The organism is Pseudomonas sp. FW305-28 (assembly GCF_017351395.1).
GTDB lineage: Bacteria > Pseudomonadota > Gammaproteobacteria > Pseudomonadales > Pseudomonadaceae > Aquipseudomonas > Aquipseudomonas fluorescens_AA.
Genome location: NZ_JACNDD010000061.1, coordinates 23020 through 39290, shown reverse-complemented (window position 1 = coordinate 39290; position 16271 = coordinate 23020). Strand labels below are relative to the sequence as shown.

General features: G+C 63.5%; 11 protein-coding genes and 1 pseudogene. 1 reads left to right on the top strand and 11 read right to left on the bottom strand.

What is annotated here, in order from left to right; all coding sequences use genetic code 11:
* From J4E53_RS15855 to J4E53_RS15840, 4 genes and pseudogenes are all read right to left on the bottom strand, one after another.
* Positions 1–831 (bottom strand): annotated as a pseudogene (locus J4E53_RS15855) (cation-transporting P-type ATPase); the annotation flags it as partial.
* Positions 828–1880 carry a protease modulator HflK gene (gene hflK / locus J4E53_RS15850; protein WP_103307949.1) on the bottom strand — a complete coding sequence of 351 codons (1053 nt, stop codon included), beginning with the start codon at positions 1878–1880 and terminating at the stop codon, positions 828–830. The gene hflK and the pseudogene J4E53_RS15855, both read right to left, overlap by 4 nt.
* Positions 1877–2908: a protease modulator HflC gene (gene hflC, locus J4E53_RS15845; RefSeq protein ID WP_060739948.1), complete on the bottom strand. Its 1032-nt coding sequence runs from the start codon at positions 2906–2908 to the stop codon at positions 1877–1879. The genes hflK and hflC overlap by 4 nt, the downstream gene beginning before the upstream one ends.
* Positions 2905–4866 (bottom strand): protease modulator HflK, encoded by a 1962-nt coding sequence (locus J4E53_RS15840; RefSeq protein WP_103307948.1) that lies wholly within the window; start codon positions 4864–4866, stop codon positions 2905–2907. The genes hflC and J4E53_RS15840 overlap by 4 nt, the downstream gene beginning before the upstream one ends.
* A gap of 221 nt (positions 4867–5087) precedes the next feature.
* Between J4E53_RS15840 and lpdA the strand changes: the two genes are divergently transcribed.
* Positions 5088–6488, top strand: a complete 1401-nt coding sequence (lpdA, locus tag J4E53_RS15835) for a dihydrolipoyl dehydrogenase (protein ID WP_103307947.1) — start codon at positions 5088–5090, stop codon at positions 6486–6488.
* A 135-nt stretch (positions 6489–6623) separates the two neighbouring features.
* Here lpdA and J4E53_RS15830 read toward each other — a convergent pair whose 3' ends face one another.
* From J4E53_RS15830 to J4E53_RS15800, 7 genes are all read right to left on the bottom strand, one after another.
* Entirely contained in the window at positions 6624–8774 is a 2151-nt protein-coding gene (locus J4E53_RS15830) for a hypothetical protein (protein ID WP_103307946.1), read from the bottom strand.
* Entirely contained in the window at positions 8761–9954 is a 1194-nt protein-coding gene (locus J4E53_RS15825) for a DUF3142 domain-containing protein (protein ID WP_103307945.1), read from the bottom strand. Before J4E53_RS15825 ends, J4E53_RS15830 begins: the two co-directional genes overlap by 14 nt.
* A gap of 177 nt (positions 9955–10131) precedes the next feature.
* Positions 10132–10944, bottom strand: a complete 813-nt coding sequence (locus J4E53_RS15820) for a class I SAM-dependent methyltransferase (protein ID WP_103307944.1) — start codon at positions 10942–10944, stop codon at positions 10132–10134.
* A complete protein-coding gene (locus J4E53_RS15815) occupies positions 10938–12092 on the bottom strand; it encodes an acyltransferase (RefSeq protein WP_103307943.1) in 1155 nt (384 codons plus the stop codon). The genes J4E53_RS15820 and J4E53_RS15815 overlap by 7 nt, the downstream gene beginning before the upstream one ends.
* Positions 12089–12958, bottom strand: coding sequence for a bifunctional 2-polyprenyl-6-hydroxyphenol methylase/3-demethylubiquinol 3-O-methyltransferase UbiG (locus J4E53_RS15810; protein WP_103307942.1), 870 nt, complete (start codon positions 12956–12958; stop codon positions 12089–12091). Before J4E53_RS15810 ends, J4E53_RS15815 begins: the two co-directional genes overlap by 4 nt.
* Entirely contained in the window at positions 12955–14247 is a 1293-nt protein-coding gene (locus tag J4E53_RS15805; protein ID WP_103307941.1) for a glycosyltransferase, read from the bottom strand. Before J4E53_RS15805 ends, J4E53_RS15810 begins: the two co-directional genes overlap by 4 nt.
* Positions 14241–15866, bottom strand: coding sequence for a glycosyltransferase (locus J4E53_RS15800; RefSeq protein ID WP_103307940.1), 1626 nt, complete (start codon positions 15864–15866; stop codon positions 14241–14243). Before J4E53_RS15800 ends, J4E53_RS15805 begins: the two co-directional genes overlap by 7 nt.
* Positions 15867–16271: the final 405 nt, after the last annotated feature.

The following is a 16271-nucleotide window of genomic DNA, read 5'->3' as shown; positions in this document are numbered from 1 at the left end:
CGCCAACATCGCCTGGGCATCGTTGGTCACGAACCAGGTCACTGCCGCCAGTAACAACACCAATACCAGGTAACTGCCGGCGTAGCGTTCCAGCAAACGGGTGATGGGTGGCTTGGAGCGTTCGGCGTTTTGCATCAGGGCGATGACCTTGCCCAAGGTGGACTCTTCGCCAGTACGGGTCACCTCCAGGCGCAGCAGGCCATCGAGGTTGATCGCACCACCGAAGACTTCCGTGCCAACCACCGCCTCCAGCGGCACCGACTCACCGGTGATGGGCGCGGTGTCGAGGCTGGCCTGGCCGGACAACACCCGACCATCGGCCGGCACCCGGTCACCGGCGCGCACCTCCACGACATCGCCGGCCTGGAGCGTCGCGTTGTCGACGTCGATGATCGAGCCGTCGGCCTGTACCTTGCGACCTTGGCTACGGGTCAGTTGGCCAAGGGCATGGATCGCCTCTTGGGAACCGATGACACTGCGCTCTTCCAGCACATGGCCGAAGATCATGATGATCGGCAGCAACGCCGCGGTCAGCAGATCGCCGGTGGCCCAGGCGCCGAGCATCGCCAGGGCGATCAGTTGGTCAGTGATTCCGTGCAGGCTTGGGTACCGCAAGCTGTACCAGGCCGAACGCATCACCGGCACCGCCACCAACAGCGAGGCGAACCCCAACAGCAGTTGGCTGACGCCGCTCTGCTCTGGCGACCAGCCGCGCCATGCCAGGCCCAATGCGAGCAAGCCAAGAGCGAGCATCGCCAAGGTCAGTTGCCGGGCGGCGATGCGTTGCTCCGCCGAGGACAGCATCGGTACAGCAGGCGTTCGAGCGGTCATTGGCCGGCTCCCTGGATGATCAGCCGAGAGTCGTCTTTCGGGTCGACCGTGGTCACTGAACCGGCCTGGCGAAGGATGGCAGGCATGCGTTCGCGATACAGGCGCAGCAGCATTTGCGGATCGCTGCCCTGGGTCTTCGCCAGCCCGAGTACCGTGGCCGTGTCGGCCGAAGCCTTGGCAAGCCGCTCGCTGGCCTGGGCATGGGCGACTTGCACGGCACGGTCAGCGTCCTGGCGGGCGACCTGGGTGAGTTTTTCCGCTTCAGTCCGTGCGTTGGCCACGGCTTTGTCGGCCTGCTGGCTGGCGGTCAATACTGCATTGAAAGCACTCACCGCCGGCCCGGGCAGACTCGATTGCACGTCGACCCGCACCACTTCGATGCCCAGCCCCTGCCCCGTCGCCGCCAGGTCAGCCAGGCGTCGGTTAAGCCCCTGAACCAGATCGCCTCGCAAGCGTTCGCGGCGCTCGGCCGCCTGGTTGTCACTGCCCATCAGTTCGGGGCGAGCCACCAGAATGGTGTCCAGGTCCCGGGCCGCGGTCAGGGCCACGGCACTGCGGGTCGCCAGTCGGTCCAGTGCCGGCAGGACATGTTCGCCTTGCAAGACGAAAGCGTAAGGGTCAGTGACCTTATAGAACACCCGCACATCCAGTTGCACCACACCGGCATCACCGGTCAATAAATAACCAGAGCCGGCCAATGCATCGCTGACCGGCGTGGCGAAACTGGCCACACGATCAGCCTGCAAGGCCGCATCCGAGCGCAGCAGATTTTCCACCCGCCGCTCGAGCACCCGATCCGCTGCTGGCAGCAGGATCACTTGTTCCACGGGACGCGGCCAAGCCAGCAAGAGGCCGGCATTCTGGATACGATCCAAGGCGCCGAAGTGCAGCACCACCGCACGATTCTGCGGGTCGATCTGGCGCACATTGGAAAAGACCCAGGCCAACGCCGCCAACACCGTGACGGCGTAAAGCGCTAGAAACGCCAAACGCCCGGCCTGGATCCACGGACTGGATAACGTATTTGTTCCACGTGGAACCAAACTCATGGTTGTGTTCCACCTTTGCCGTCCATGGAGGCAGGACCGTCCACCAGGACACGGAATGGCGCGGCATCGGTGCGCAAAATCAGCTTGGTGCCTGGGCTGACGATGGTGCCCAAGGTGTCCAGCGAACGGAGCAGGTTGTAGAGCTGGGGAGAGCCGGCGTATGCCCGGCCATAGATTTCGGCCGCGTCTACCCGGGATTGCGCCTCGATATCAGCGGCCTTTACCGTGGCATCGGCTTGCACGACGCGGGCATCACGTTCTGCGGCGGAGCGAATCTGCGCCGCTTCGCGCTTGCCGATGGCGGTGCGTTCGGTGGCGATGGTTTCGCGCTCGGCTCGCATGCGGTCGACCGTTGCAGTCAGCGTTACCGATGGCAAAGTCAGGCGTTCGATACCGACTTGCAACACCCGTACACCGTAAGTGGCAAGCAACTGTTGATCGATCTGCTGACGCAACTGCGCTTCGAAATCGGCAATGCGTACTTGGCTGGCATCGGTGTTGACCAGGTTCGCCAGGTCAAAACTGGCGGCCGTGGTTTCCAGCGCGGAGCCGACAAATGTGCGGATCTGCCGCGCAGCTTCGTCCGGTTGGTTCTGCACCGCGCGCATGAAACGCTGCACGTTGTCCGGGTCGCCCTGGACCTGCCAGGCCACGTAGGCCTGAACAATGATCCGCAGTCCATCGCGGGTACCGACATCCTGCAGGCCGCTTGAGGTGGTGCGCAATCGCAGGTCCACCGGGATCGCCGCCTCGAACGGCGCCGGCCAGCGCCACCCCAGGCCAGGTTGCAGCAGCACCCGGGCCGGATTGCCGAAACGGGTAATGACCGTGGCCTCCCCCGACCGCACTTGCACCAGGCTCGCGGCCGCGACGGCAAATGCCACCAACAACACGGCCCAGCCCATCCGCCGCCAAGGAAACGGCCCGGCTTGCTGCGGGTCGCCGTGATGGTGGTGATGATGACCATGGTGATGACCGGCATGGCCGTGATCGTGACCGGCGTGATCGTGTGAAGAGGACTGGCTCAATGGGCAGCTCCTGGCGGGACAGGGTTACGCGGCGACGCGGGGTCGGCCGGCAGCGTGAAGGTTCGCAAGTCGATGGTCGGCGCGTTGCTGCTACCGCCCAGGCGATGATCGAGAATCAGCAACTGGGCATTGCCGAGGCCCTGGCTCAGTTGGCTCAAATAATGTTCCAGCACAAAAGCGTGCCCCGCCGTAGCGTAGGCTTTGCGGTCGGCGTTGAAACGCAAATCGGCAGCCTGGGCGGTCGCGTTGATTTCCCGCGCCGTGGCACTGGCCCGGTCATGGGCGATGCTGGCTTGCAATTGCGCCTGGTTGGTCTGTTCCGCCGCCGCGCCACGCTCCCGGGCGATCAATGCCTGGGCGCCGATCTGCGCGGCCTGCACGCCGTGGTAGGCATTGGCCGCACCGGCCGGCGGATGAATCGCCTCCACCACCGTCGCCAGGATTTCCACACCGCTGTCGACAGATTGCAGATCAGCCTGGACAGCGCGACCGATTTCGTCGGCCAGGCTCACGCGGTCGGCGCCCAACAAACCATCCAACGTACGCGAAGCAAACTCATGCACCAGGATGCGGCTGGCGGTGCTGCGGATCAGCGTCGGCACATCGGCGCTGTTGTAAGTCGCCGCCAGCGCCGCGGCATCCGTCAGGCCGATGCGATAGACAAAACGCACATCCATGTTGACGATCTGGAAGCTCTGCTGGTCGGCACGACGGCTGGCAATGACCTGGGATTTGTCGTTCACATGGCTGGCATCCCACAACCGATTGGCAATGGCCGGTGCCGGTCCCTCCGCCGGTTCAGCCTCGACCTCTGCACGACTCTGCGCGACGCTGGTCGCCAGTTCATGCACAACGCCATTCTCGACATTGAGCACCCTGCCCCACGGCCAAGGCAACGCGACATGCAAACCGGGACCGAACACCTCTACCGGTTTACCGAAGCGCTCATAGATGCCCCGCCCCTGCAGCGGCACTTCGTGCACACCTGTCAGCAACCAGCCCACCAGCGCCACTGACGCCAACACCGGCAGAAAAGCCCGACGCATGTAGCTGAAGGCCCAGATCTGGCGCAGGTCGATGCCGAAACGGTTATGCAGCTCATGCTGCAAGGCCAGCCACGGTTGCGGTGGCCAGCGCAGCAGATCGGCGATGACACTGCGGCCTAGCAGCGTCGGCTCCAGGGCGTCCCGGCGCGGGATGAACAACGATAGCACCGCGCGCAACAACAACTCCGCCGCCACCAGCCCCGGCAACAGCCCCATCAGCACCGCCAGGCGCACCGGCCAGATGGACGTTTCTGCAGCGAACAGCAAGCACAAGGCGCCAAGCACCAGCACGATGATCGCCACCCGGGTCAGTTGCGCCAGCGCTGGCGCTTCCGGCCATTCCACGGGGGGCTGCTGGGCCAATTGCCGCTCGAACACCAATAACCCGAACGCCAACAACAACGACAGCACCGCCCCCACACTGGCGGAAACACCGAGGGCGGCAGCCGGCAACTGCAAGTCCCAGGCGTGCTCCAGGCCCAGCAATACCAGCACGGCCCAACCGGCCAGCCACAACGCGGGCGCACCGATTTGCTTGAGCAGGCCGACCGAACGGGCACCGATGCGGTCCAGCAGCCGCTCATACCAACCCAAGTTATCAACAGGCTCGTTTTCCGTCGGCAGGTTATCCACAGCCGGCAACAATGCCCTGCTGCGCCATTGCGTCACCCACCAGGCGGATTGCAAGCCGGCCACCAGCACCAACAGTCCCGCACCTTGGCTGACCAGCAAGACCGGCCACAGCGATTGCGGCGAAAACACCCCGATAAAAAACGCCAGGACCAGACCCAATCCCGCTACGCCTCCCAAGGCGCAGGCGATAAGCTTCAAGCGGCGTCCTTGAAACGACGCGCGCTGGAAACGCGGCCATTCGGCCACTTGTGCCCCCTCGATATCTAGATCGACTTGCATACCACCCCAGCTTTCGTGGCGATCAAAATCCGGGCCTGTGGGCAGACGCCACCGCCGCTTCGTTATAGGCCGTTACCTTATAACGATTACTGTGAAATTTCCGTTTTGAATTCTTCATGACAAGGCCCACGCCGACCTCTTGACTTAAGCCTTGACCGGAATCTCTGGAAACGCTCATATTACGCTCATAATTTTTTATCAGGCCAAGCGGGAGAACAGCGATGAGCAACTACGACGTGGTCATTCTGGGCGGTGGACCCGGCGGGTACAACGCGGCGATTCGGGCCGGGCAGTTAGGGTTGAAGGCCGCCTGTGTCGAAGGTCGAGCCACCTTGGGCGGCACCTGCCTGAACGTCGGCTGCATGCCCTCCAAGGCCTTGTTGCACGCTTCGGAACTGTACGAAGCGGCCACGGGAACGGAGTTCGCCAACTTGGGCATTGAGGTCAGCCCTACCCTCAATCTTGCGCAAATGATGAAGCAGAAAGACGAAAGCGTGACGGGCCTGACCAAGGGCATCGAGTTTCTGTTTCGCAAGAACAAGGTCGACTGGATCAGAGGCTGGGGCCACATCGACGGGCCGGGCAAGGTGACCGTCACCGGTGACGATGGCAGCAAGACCGAACTCACCGCCAAGGACATCGTCATCGCCACCGGCTCGGAACCCATGCCGCTGCCAGGCGTGACCATCGACAACCAGCGCATCCTCGACTCCACCGGCGCCTTGTCCCTGGGTGAGGTGCCCCGGCATCTGGTGGTGATCGGCGCTGGCGTCATCGGCCTCGAGCTGGGCTCGGTCTGGCGGCGCCTGGGCGCCCAGGTGACCGTGGTGGAATACCTCGATCGCATCTGCCCGGGCGTGGACGGTGAGGCCGGCAAGACCTTGCAACGGGCCTTGGCTAAACAAGGTATCCAGTTCAAGTTGAGTTCGAAGGTCACCGGCGCCACGACCTCGGCCAGCGGTGTGCAATTGCAGATCGAACCGGCGGCGGGCGGCGAAGCACAGTCCCTGGACGCCGATTACGTGCTGGTCGCCATTGGTCGACGGCCCTACACGCAAGGGCTGGGGTTGGAAAACGTCGGGTTGAGCACCGATAAACGCGGCATGCTCGCCAACCAGCATCACCGTACCGAAGCACCCGGCGTCTGGGTGATCGGTGACGTGACGGCCGGACCGATGCTGGCCCACAAGGCCGAAGACGAAGCCATGGCCTGCATCGAACAGATCGCCGGCAAGGCCGCCGAGGTTAACTATGCGCTGATTCCCAGCGTCATCTACACCCGTCCGGAGCTGGCCAGCGTCGGCCAGACCGAGGAACAGCTCAAGGCCGAAGGCCGCGCCTACAAGGTCGGCAAGTTTCCGTTCACGGCCAACAGCCGGGCCAAGATCAACCACGAGACCGAAGGGTTCGCCAAGGTCCTGGCCGATGAGCGCACCGATGAAATCCTTGGCGTGCACCTGGTGGGCCCGAGCGTCAGTGAGATGATCGGGGAGTACTGCGTGGCCATGGAGTTCAGCGCCTCGGCCGAGGACATCGCCCTGACCTGCCACCCGCACCCTACCCGTTCGGAGGCGTTGCGCCAGGCGGCCATGAATGTGGAGGGGATGGCGACGCAGATGTAGGAACAACGCTCCACGGGCGATAACACCCACCCCTGTGGGAGCGAGCCTGCTCGCGATGCGGTCATCCATAGGCACTGGTAGTGCCTGCAATGCCGCTATCGCGAGCAAGCTCGCTCCCACAATGGGTGCTTCACCTCAGGAGGCTGACATCCGGGCCTTGCGCCGCCGACGACTGATCAACCCCAACCCCACCGCCACCACCAGCACGAGCCCGCCCACTTCCAGCCAAACCTTGTAAGGTCGCAGCGTCGAGCGGATCGGGTCCAGGGCCTGGGTCACGTAGCGTTTGTTCGCCTTGCCGAAGTCCGGCTCCTGGCATTGATGACCAAAATCCCCAGCCCAATCCACGTACGGGCCGTCCTTCACATAGCGCTGGTACAACGCACTTTGCTCTTCAAGGCTGGAGTTGTACCCCACCGCCTTGCACAGCACCGCCGCAAACGCCTGGCTGGTATGGGGCAGGTAATCCGCCGCCTGACTCGCCAGCGCCGTGGCGACAAACCGATAGTGATAACGCACGTCCGGCCGCGCGACGCTGGCCTGCTGGCGTTGCACTTCACCTTCGGCCACCAGTGGCCCGACGTTCAGCTCGACCGGTTCCAAGCTGTAATTGCCGCCCAGGCTGGCGTAATCCGGTGCCATCTCATAGCCGAGCAGTTCCATACCCCATTTGCGCGCCATCCACGACGCATGGAAATACGCCTCGGCCCGCCGGGTTGGCCACCACTTGGACTCGGCGTCCTGGCGCAACTGCCCATAGGCACGGGCCTTGTTCTGCAGGTCCGGGTTATCGAAATAAGCCGGCGCCTCATCAAAGCGCCCTTCCCTCAGCAAACGCCTGCCCAGCAGATTGCGCAAGCTGGCGGCCACCGGCAGCGGCACGTAGTTGTCCCGGTCCTCTTGGCTCAACGCCGGTGGCGCCGGGACTTGAGCGTCGACGTACTGCTTGAGCTCATCCACTGTGAGCACCCGCTCGGCGACGGCGGCGGCGTCATACCAATAGTTGCTCTGGCCGCGATAGAGCTGATCGAAGGCTTGCAGGTAATCACCGCGCTGCAAGGCCAGGATCGCGCTTTCCCCTTCGACCCGGCACTTGGGTTGCACCGATTCGTAATTCCAATCCGGTGTGCGCCGGCTACCCCAGGATTCATCGTTCGGAAAGGCCTGGGCAGCCTTGGCATAGGCCGCCGCCGCGGCCACCTTGTCGCCATCGCGCAAGGCCAGCTTGGCGCGCACCCACCAGGCCAAGCCTGTGTCGGAAGCCTTTTGCACAAACGCCTGGGCGTTGGCGTAATCGCCGTGCTGGTAACTCACCGCCGCCAAACGGTCAGCATCGTCCAGGTTGTCCCGGGCGTTGGTCTGCAACAGCTTGACCAGCCTTTTCTCGCCCGAAGGTTCTTCACCGTCCCACCAGCCAACGCGGCTGAGCAGGTAGGCGGTGACCAGTCGCTGCACCGCTTGGGTCTTGAGCAGCTCGCTCAAGCGTTCATCCGACTCGACGCTCAGGCGTTGTGCCAATTGCAGCAACGAACTGTAGCCGACCGGGGACCCTAGCAGGTTCTGGATCGCGTACAGACCGATGGCGCTCTCCCAGTCGTCGGCGGTGTAGGCCACCCGGGCTTCTTCGCCGAGGCTGGCGATGCCCAGTTCCAGCGGATCGCTGAACCCGGCGATGCTCATTTCCCGAGCCTGGCGAAACGCTGCTCGCGCCTGATCCTGCAAGGCCACAGGGTCGCCGCTGCCCGCCTCGGTGCTCACGGCAAACAATGCCCGCCCAAGGGAATACGCGGCCCAGGTGCTGCGCAACCGTCGCTGGTCAGCCGGTAATGCCAGCAATTGCTGGAACGCCTCCACGGCGCGCTGATGCTCACCGACGTTAAAAGCCGTCGCGCCGAGCGCATACAGGCGCAGCTCATCGGGCAGGTTGGCTGCCTCGGCCGCTACCTGGTCGATATCGGTCAGCGCCCGCAGGCGCTCCACCACCGCTTGTTGCGGCGGGGTCAGGCCAATCTGCTCGGCCTGATTGCGTTGTTCAACGTAGGAAGGCAGGTCGTCATAGCTGTAGTCCGGGTTGCGCGTCGCCTCGGTGGCCGGCTTGAGCCCGGCAATCGCCTGGCCGAGACGGCTGACCTCGAAGCGAAAGCTGCCTTCGGGCAACTCCGCCAGCGTCTGGGCGCGGTTATCCAGCAGGCGCATCGGGAAATCCGGCCCGCAGGCCAGCGCCGGGCCCAGCGGCAGGCACAGGCTCAGGCACAGCAGGTGACGAGGCCACTTACGGGTAAACATTGAAACCTCCTTGGTCGATTTTCGTACAGCGCGCCCAGCCGATTGCTCGTTGGCTACCAGCCGCCAAGCGGCCTTCCTGAATGCGGGTGAAGGTAAGCAGTCCGGGAGTTTGTTGCAACGTGTAACCGGCCAAGGCATCGACACCGTCACACGCCCCGACCGCCAACGTCAGGCGCTGGGGCCAGGGGCGGTCGAGATTGCCCTGGTTGACCAGGCGGACATCGTACAAACCGCCCTGCTCCTCCCACTGCAATGCCAGGCGACTGTCCAGGTGATCGCCCCGGGCGACGGCGCCGAGCGTGGTCAGGCTCCACGCTCGCCGGTCGCCGGCCAGAGGCAGGCGAAACCAGATCAGCCCGGCGAGATGTTTCGGCGGATCAGCCCGCAAATCAGCCGCAAGCCCGGCCACTTGTTGCGGATCGGCCAGCAACTCCCGACGCTCGCCACCGCGATCGATCGGCACTTCGCTTTCCACCACCGGTACGCCGCTCTCCTGGGTCAGCAGCGCCACGCCGTAGGCTGGCAGGGCCAGATAAAACGGCCCCGTGGTGACCTCGCTCCAGCGTTGTGCCCAATGCCGGGCCTGTTTCGGATCGAACAGCCCTTGCCGTGGATCGCTCACCGCGTGGACCTGCAGCACGCTGCTGTCCACCGCCTCCAACAATCCCGGCAATGCGGGGCTGTCGAGCCAGGCTGGTAGCGCCGTGATGCTGAGCCGCAGGTTGGCCGGCAGGCTGTGCCGCAGTTGGCCGAGGAAGTTTCCATAGGCCGGCAGCCGTGCATTGCCAGCATCGTGGTCGACCTCCACGCCCACCGGGGTCAGGCCTTGGGCTTGCCAATCGCCCAGCACTTGCTGGATTTGCGCAATGACCTCGTCCTGGTCCAAGGCCTTGAGCTGGCCGTCCAGGCGAATCACGGCGATCAGCGGACGGCCGTCCGCCTTGAGCAGGCCCGGGTCGATCCGCGCACGACGCCAGCCCGCCCCGGGAAAAGCCTGCAACGCCAGTACCCGCAGCGTGGAAAAATCGCCCCGGCTCTGGCGCAGCGCCGGCTCATGAGCCTTTGTCCATTGGCGCTGCCAGATATACAACTGTTGATCCAGGGCTGGGGGCGGCGGTTGTTCGCAGCCCGCCAAAAGCAACATGGCGAGGGCCAGGGAGAGCCGGAAAAAAACAGTCATGAAACCTTACCGCGCGCAAAAGATGTGCAGATTAACGCCGAGCGCGTCGTTGTGGGAGCGAGCTTGCTCGCGATAGCGGTGGGTCAGTCAACATCAATACAACCTGACCCGACGCCATCGCGAGCAAGCTTTGCTCCCACGGCTCGGTCCCACAGGGTTCCATTCTTTAACAGCCCATCAAGACTTACGCGCAATAATCACCTGACTCTTGGCCACCACCGCGTCCAGCGCCTGCTTGATCTGCGCCCCGCGCGGTGAGTTCAGCACCGCTTGCCAGGTGTCGGCCCAGTGATTGAGCAACGGGTGGTCGGCGTTGCTGAAGTCGACCTTGGCCTCCCAGAACAACAGCATCCACATCGACCAATAGAACCCGTATTGGCTGTGGCTCAACACCTCCAGCCCGGCCTCGCTGACCATCGCCTTGAACTGCTCTTCACTGATGATGCGAATGTGGTTGGGCTTGCGGAAGTACTCCGGTGCGGCGATGTCTTTTTGCAGGTCTTCGGAACTGGGGTGCGGCACGCTCAGCAGGTACAGCGCGCCGGGCTGGCCGACCCGTACCAGTTCGGCGAGGAACTGCGCCGGGTCGTCGACGTGCTCGATGACTTCGGTGGACACCACCCGGGTGGCCGTGGCATCGGCAATGGGCAGCGGATTGCAGTCGGTCACATGGCACTCGACGTCGCGCGCAGGGGTGTCGCTCAAGCGCTGGCGCGTGGCTTCGACCTTGGCCGCGTCGATGTCGGCGATGATGATCTTCGCCCCGCGCATTCCGCAAAAATGCACGTTGCCGCCGTCGCCGCATCCCACGTCCAGCAACGTGTCCTCAGGCGTCACAGGGAAACCCGTGAACAATTCGCCGGTTTGCTGGTTGAACCAGCCGCTGAGCATCGCATCGTGCAGCCCAAGCATGTACGGGTCGACTTTCTCGGCCACCGGTTCGGCGGGCGCGGGCGTGCCCGTGGTGAGTTTCTTCAAAAGGCTCAGCATGACGGGGCTCCAGAAACAGGAAGGACGGTTCGGGCGGCGGACAGGCGTTCGACCAACCGGGCGCCACGATTGCGCATGGGCATTTCGACCCAGCGGTAGTTGAGTTCGCTCAACAGCCCGATCAGCAACAACGCACACGCCAGGGCCGGCCAGGGATGGCTTGCCGGGTCCGGCGAGCCCAAGGGGGCGAAACGAAACCACAACTCGCGCAGCAGGAAAAACACCGGGATGTGGATCAGGTAGATCCCATAGGAACGACTGCCCACCCAGGTCAGCGCCGTTTTCAGCCGACCGCGGGGCAACAAATAATCCCGATCGTAAGAGGCCACCCAGACCAGCACGGCACTGAGCACCGCAATGACCCCGAGACGGTAGAACGACAAATTGAAGTGCTCGGTGGCGATCCAGGCCATCACGCCACCAAGGCCCAGCACCAGTAGCACACCCAGGGGTGGGCGGCGCAGCCACGTGGGCTCGAAGCGCCAGTAGCTGGACCGCAGGCTCCAGATCGACAACAACACACCCAGCGCCAAGGCATCGGTACGGATCACCGACAGCCACAGCGCCCGCCAGGTGAAAAACTGCACGAGCACCACCGCCAGCAGCACCCACACCAAATAGCGGCGCGAGACGAACACCAGCAGCGGCAGGATCAGATAGAACTGTTCTTCCAACGACAGCGTCCAGTACACGAAGCTCGCGCCGTATTCATACTGCATGAAGGCATCGGCAAAACGCAGGTTGGCGAATTGCAGGAAACCGGCCAGGGTCGCCTGCAGGTTGGCCTGCACGCTGCCGAACGCACCGGAACGGTTCAGGAAAAACACCGCGAACAACACCAGCAGCAGCCAGAGCCAGGCCGACGGCAACAGGCGAAACGCCCGGCGAATCCAGAAATCCCGGGTGACGGCCCAGAATTGCCGGGGGCTGTCGCAGCGACGCAATTGCGGGATCAGGCTGCGCCCGATGACGAACCCGGATATCGCAAAAAACAGGTCCACGCCCCACCACAGCTGGAAACTGTCGGCCAGGGCCGCCAGGCGCGGCCATCCGCCAGGAAACGGCATGCCTTGCAGGTGATGGAACAGCACGCCGATCACCGCAACGGCGCGCAGCAATTCGATGTCCAGGATCCGCTTGCCGCTCATGAAGTACTCCCGGAAGAAGGATCGGGCTTACGCGCGATGATGACCTGGCTCTTGGGCATGAACCGGTCCAGCACCTGCTTGATCACCAGGCCGTCGGGTTGCGTCAGCAAGTCCTGCCAGAGGCTCGCCCAGCGCTCCATCAAGGGTGGATACGGCGCCTGGATACGGTCACGCACGGCACCCTCGAGGTCCCGGCCGGCCGCTCGTTCGCTGGCCCAGAAGAAAATCATGCCCATGACCCAGAAAAACCCGCTGGCCTGACGATGCTCGATCACCAGCCCGGCATCCTCCACCAGCGCGGCGAATCGTTCGGCACTGAAAATCTGCACATGGTTGGGCGCTTGAAAGTAGCCCGGCGGCGCGATGCCTTGCTGCAAATGCTCGCCCACCGAAGCCGGCACGCTGAGCAGATACTGCGCCCCGGGTCGGCCCATGCGCACCAGCTCGGCCATGAACGGCGCGGGCTCATGGATATGCTCGAGCACCTCCATGCAGACGATCTTGTTCGCACAGCCATCGGCCAGGGGCAGCGGCAAGCTGTTGCTGACCAACCCCAGGAACGGCGCGGCGGCCTGGGCTTCGACTTGGCGAGCCAGGTCGCGCACCTTGTCCTGTTCGCTGTCGGTAAAGATCACGGACGCACCCTGGCGCATGGCAAACAGCGTCGCCACACCTTCTCCGCAGCCCACATCCAGCAAGGTATCGTCGGCCGTGATGGCAAAACCCTTGAGCAATTCGCCGGTTTCGCTGCGAAACCAGCCGTCGAGCATCGCGTCGTAGAGGCCGGCATCCCGGGGCGAAACGGCCGCCGTCGGCGCTGGCGAAGGCGCCACAGGCCTGCGCCCGGCCAGCCATCGCCGGATCATGGCTGCGTCGCGTTCCGGCGACGCTCGGACAGTTGTTCGAAAAACGCCCGCAAACGCTGCTCGGCGTTGGCCTGGCTGCAGAATTTCTCCAGGCTGCGCACGGCATGGGCCGACATGCGGCGATACCGCTCGGGATCATTTTTAGCCACATCGTAGCTGGCGCGGTAGGCCGAGCACAGCGAGTCCCAATCGGTGACATAACGCAGGGTCCGGTAAGCCGCACGCGGGTCGTGGGGCCAGGCGGTCAATTCCTCGGTCGAATCCACCACGAAGGCATTGTCGTGATCGATGTAGTCGGCCATCGCCGTGTTCAGCGGCGCAATTGCCGGACGGCCGCAGGACATGAACTCCATCAACGGCAGGCACTGCCCTTCGCCATAGGAACTGTTGACCACGTACCGGGTGGCTTCCACCAGCCGTTCGTAGTCCGCGTCCGCCAGGTAACCGTGGATCAGCACGATGCGGCAGCGGTACGACTGGTTCTTGTAGACGTGGTGGAGCATGTCGGTGAGCGCGGCGGTGACATCGTGGTGGGTCAGCTTGAGCACCAGGGTAGCGTCAGGAACATCGCGAAACGTCGCGCAAAATGCGCTGATCATGTCCTTCCAGTTCTTGCGCCCGTCGTAGGGATTGAACACGGAGGTATAGATCACACCGTCCAGCAGTAACTCGCAATCCTCGGCCGGGCCGTCCAGCACCAGCGGCGTGCCGGCCTGGTGCACCGGTGGGCCATAAGGCCGCAGGTCGGTGGTGCGACTGTCAATCAGCAGGCCACGCAATTGCAGGCGCATGTGATCCACGGTCGGCCGCTGGGCCAGCACCGCGCCACGGGCGGCAAAGCGGTCCCATACCGGCGCGGCGACAGCGGCGATGGGAAAGTCCGCGCCCATCACCTCACGAACGGTGTTGACGGTGAAGCTGGAATGGGTGATCGCCATGCCGGTCGCGCCCAAGACCACTCGCCAGTCGTGCCGGGCCTCGCCCTGCCAGCTTTCGGTAGGGATGGTGCTGAATTCCCAGGCGAACACCGGAATCGTCGGGCAAGCGTAGTGGGCAGCGGTGCGATGAGGCGGTGAAAACGACAGGAATACGCAATCCTCGCCACGCCCCAGGCAATCGGCGTACAGCTGATCGACCTCTTCGTCAGGCCGGGTCACTTCAACCACCCGCCCCAACCGCTCCAGCACCGGGCGAAACTCCTTGAGCACGAAGTAATAGCTGTACTCGGGCTTACCGAGGTTTTCCAGAATGTTGCTCTGGTTGGTTTCCGAATAAATGATGATCAACATGAGGCGCTACCTGCCTGGACCGCCAGCGGCAGCCCTTCGTCACAACCTGGCTCAGCCAGGAAATCCGCCAGGCGCTGCTGCACCGGGGCGAACGCGCAATAGCGGCGCATCCGCTCGTTCGCGGCAACCGCCATGGCCTGGTAGGCCTGCGGCTGGTGCTTGGCCATGGCGTAGCTCTGCTGATAGGCAAGTTTCAATGAGCCCCAGTCGGGTCGATGGCGCAGGGTACGATACAAAATGCGCGAGTCTTCCGGCCAGATGGTCGGTTCGCGGCTGGACTTGACGATGAAGGCCACCTCGGCGTCGATGTAATCGCGCATTGCCGTGTGGTCCGGCGCGATGACGGGGCGTGCACAGGACATGAACTCCATCAACGGCAGGCACAGGCCCTCGCAGCGGGACGCATTGACGTAGAAACTCGCCGCGCCATACAGCCGGGCGAATTGTTCGTCCTCCAGGTAACCGTGCATCACCACCACCCGGCAACTGAACGGCGACAGTTGGGACAGCAGCGTCAACAGTTCGACGTAGTAGGTCGACAGGTCGTTCTGGGTCATTTTCAGCACCAGCGTGGCGTCCTCGACGTCACGCAGGGCCCAACAGAATGCGGTGACCAACTGATGCCAGTTCTTGCGCCCGTCATCGGGGTTGAACACGCTGACGTACACCACGCCGCTGACTTCGGTTTCCACCACTTGGAGGGTATCCGGCAGCACGGCCTGGGGATGTGCCGGTGCCGCCGGTTCGGGGGCAGGCTCTGGAACGGGCTCGACGGCCACCGGCAGCGGTGCCGGCCCTCTCAGGACCCTGCTGATGGCAACGCGCACCGGCACGGGGACCAGGTCGCGGACCGCCTCGCGATACCAGCACAGCAGGTTGTGCTTGCACAGCCACACGGGGCCCTGCTCGTGCTTGCCGCTGAAGGCGCGGATGACTTCGCGCAGGTAATGGCGGGAAATGAATGCGCGCCGCCGCCAAGTCAGAGGGGGTGGCTCAATGATCGGTTCCGGCTCTGGTTCCGGTTCCGGTTCCGGCACTTCTTCGAGGATCGGTGCGATCAAGCCATCGGCCGACAGCCCGAGGGGCAGGCTGTCGATGATGCAGCCCTTGATCTGCAAGGTCGTTCCCGGGTTGATCGGCAGGCTCGGGTATTGCTCGCGAACCGCCGCGAAACGCTCCCACAGCGGCGTGGGCAATACCAATACCGGGAAATCCTCGCCCAAGGTCCGACGGATCGCCTCGGCCGTATGGCTGGACAGGGTAATCACCCGGCCATGACGGGCCAGCGTGCGACTCCAGTCATGCCGCAGGTCGTCGTCCCAGTGCTCGGCCGGGATCGAATCGAACTCCCAGGCCACCACGCAGACCATCGGGCAAAGCAGGTCCAGCGGCGTCTTGTGCGGGGGGGAAAACGAAAGGAACAAGCAGTCCTGCCCGGCCTGCTGCAGTGTCTGATACAGCGGATCGACCTCGGCAACCGACGACACCACATGCACCGGCCCCAGGCTTTCCAGCACGGGACGATAGGCCTTGAGCACGAAGTAATAGCTGTACTCAGGGCGGCCGAGGCTCTGGCTGATGGAGTGGTCGTTTACGTCCGAGTAAAGAATGAAATTCATGGCATCCCATCATGGCGCCGCCGTCCCGGCAGCCCCACTTCATGACGGTCGAGTCACGCATCGAGCCGGCCCGGGGGCCGCCACGCGTCGTTCATCTCGCTACCCGTCTCGTTCTTGTTTTTTTATGGTCCTGCTCCTGGGGTTCCTCTCGAAGATCGAAACCAGGGACAGCCTGACGAGGGGCATTCTAAACACATCCGCCAAGGGTTCGTGAACCGCCCGGCGAGAATAAACCAGCTATAAATATGAGAACTGACCAGTCACGGTTTGCGCTGTTGAAATTGCTGCAAAATTGGCACAGATTGGCAACCAAACAACTACAACAAACGCTTCTCTAGGCTAATCGTTGAGTGGCTTTTCCCCGATCTTACGGAAATTTCCCACTCAGTTCGCAATAGACGAAGC

Bases quoted from the DNA above. Each gene is read 5' to 3' on its own strand.
- J4E53_RS15840 (WP_103307948.1), bottom strand. From the start codon at position 4,866: ATGCAAGTCGATCTAGATATCGAGGGGGCACAAGTGGCCGAATGGCCG.
- J4E53_RS15800 (WP_103307940.1), bottom strand. From the start codon at position 15,866: ATGAATTTCATTCTTTACTCGGACGTAAACGACCACTCCATCAGCCAG.
- J4E53_RS15810 (WP_103307942.1), bottom strand. From the start codon at position 12,958: ATGATCCGGCGATGGCTGGCCGGGCGCAGGCCTGTGGCGCCTTCGCCA.
- lpdA (WP_103307947.1), top strand. From the start codon at position 5,088: ATGAGCAACTACGACGTGGTCATTCTGGGCGGTGGACCCGGCGGGTAC.
- J4E53_RS15825 (WP_103307945.1), bottom strand. From the start codon at position 9,954: ATGACTGTTTTTTTCCGGCTCTCCCTGGCCCTCGCCATGTTGCTTTTG.
- J4E53_RS15815 (WP_103307943.1), bottom strand. From the start codon at position 12,092: ATGAGCGGCAAGCGGATCCTGGACATCGAATTGCTGCGCGCCGTTGCG.
- J4E53_RS15805 (WP_103307941.1), bottom strand. From the start codon at position 14,247: ATGTTGATCATCATTTATTCGGAAACCAACCAGAGCAACATTCTGGAA.
- J4E53_RS15820 (WP_103307944.1), bottom strand. From the start codon at position 10,944: ATGCTGAGCCTTTTGAAGAAACTCACCACGGGCACGCCCGCGCCCGCC.
- hflK (WP_103307949.1), bottom strand. From the start codon at position 1,880: ATGAGTTTGGTTCCACGTGGAACAAATACGTTATCCAGTCCGTGGATC.
- J4E53_RS15830 (WP_103307946.1), bottom strand. From the start codon at position 8,774: ATGTTTACCCGTAAGTGGCCTCGTCACCTGCTGTGCCTGAGCCTGTGC.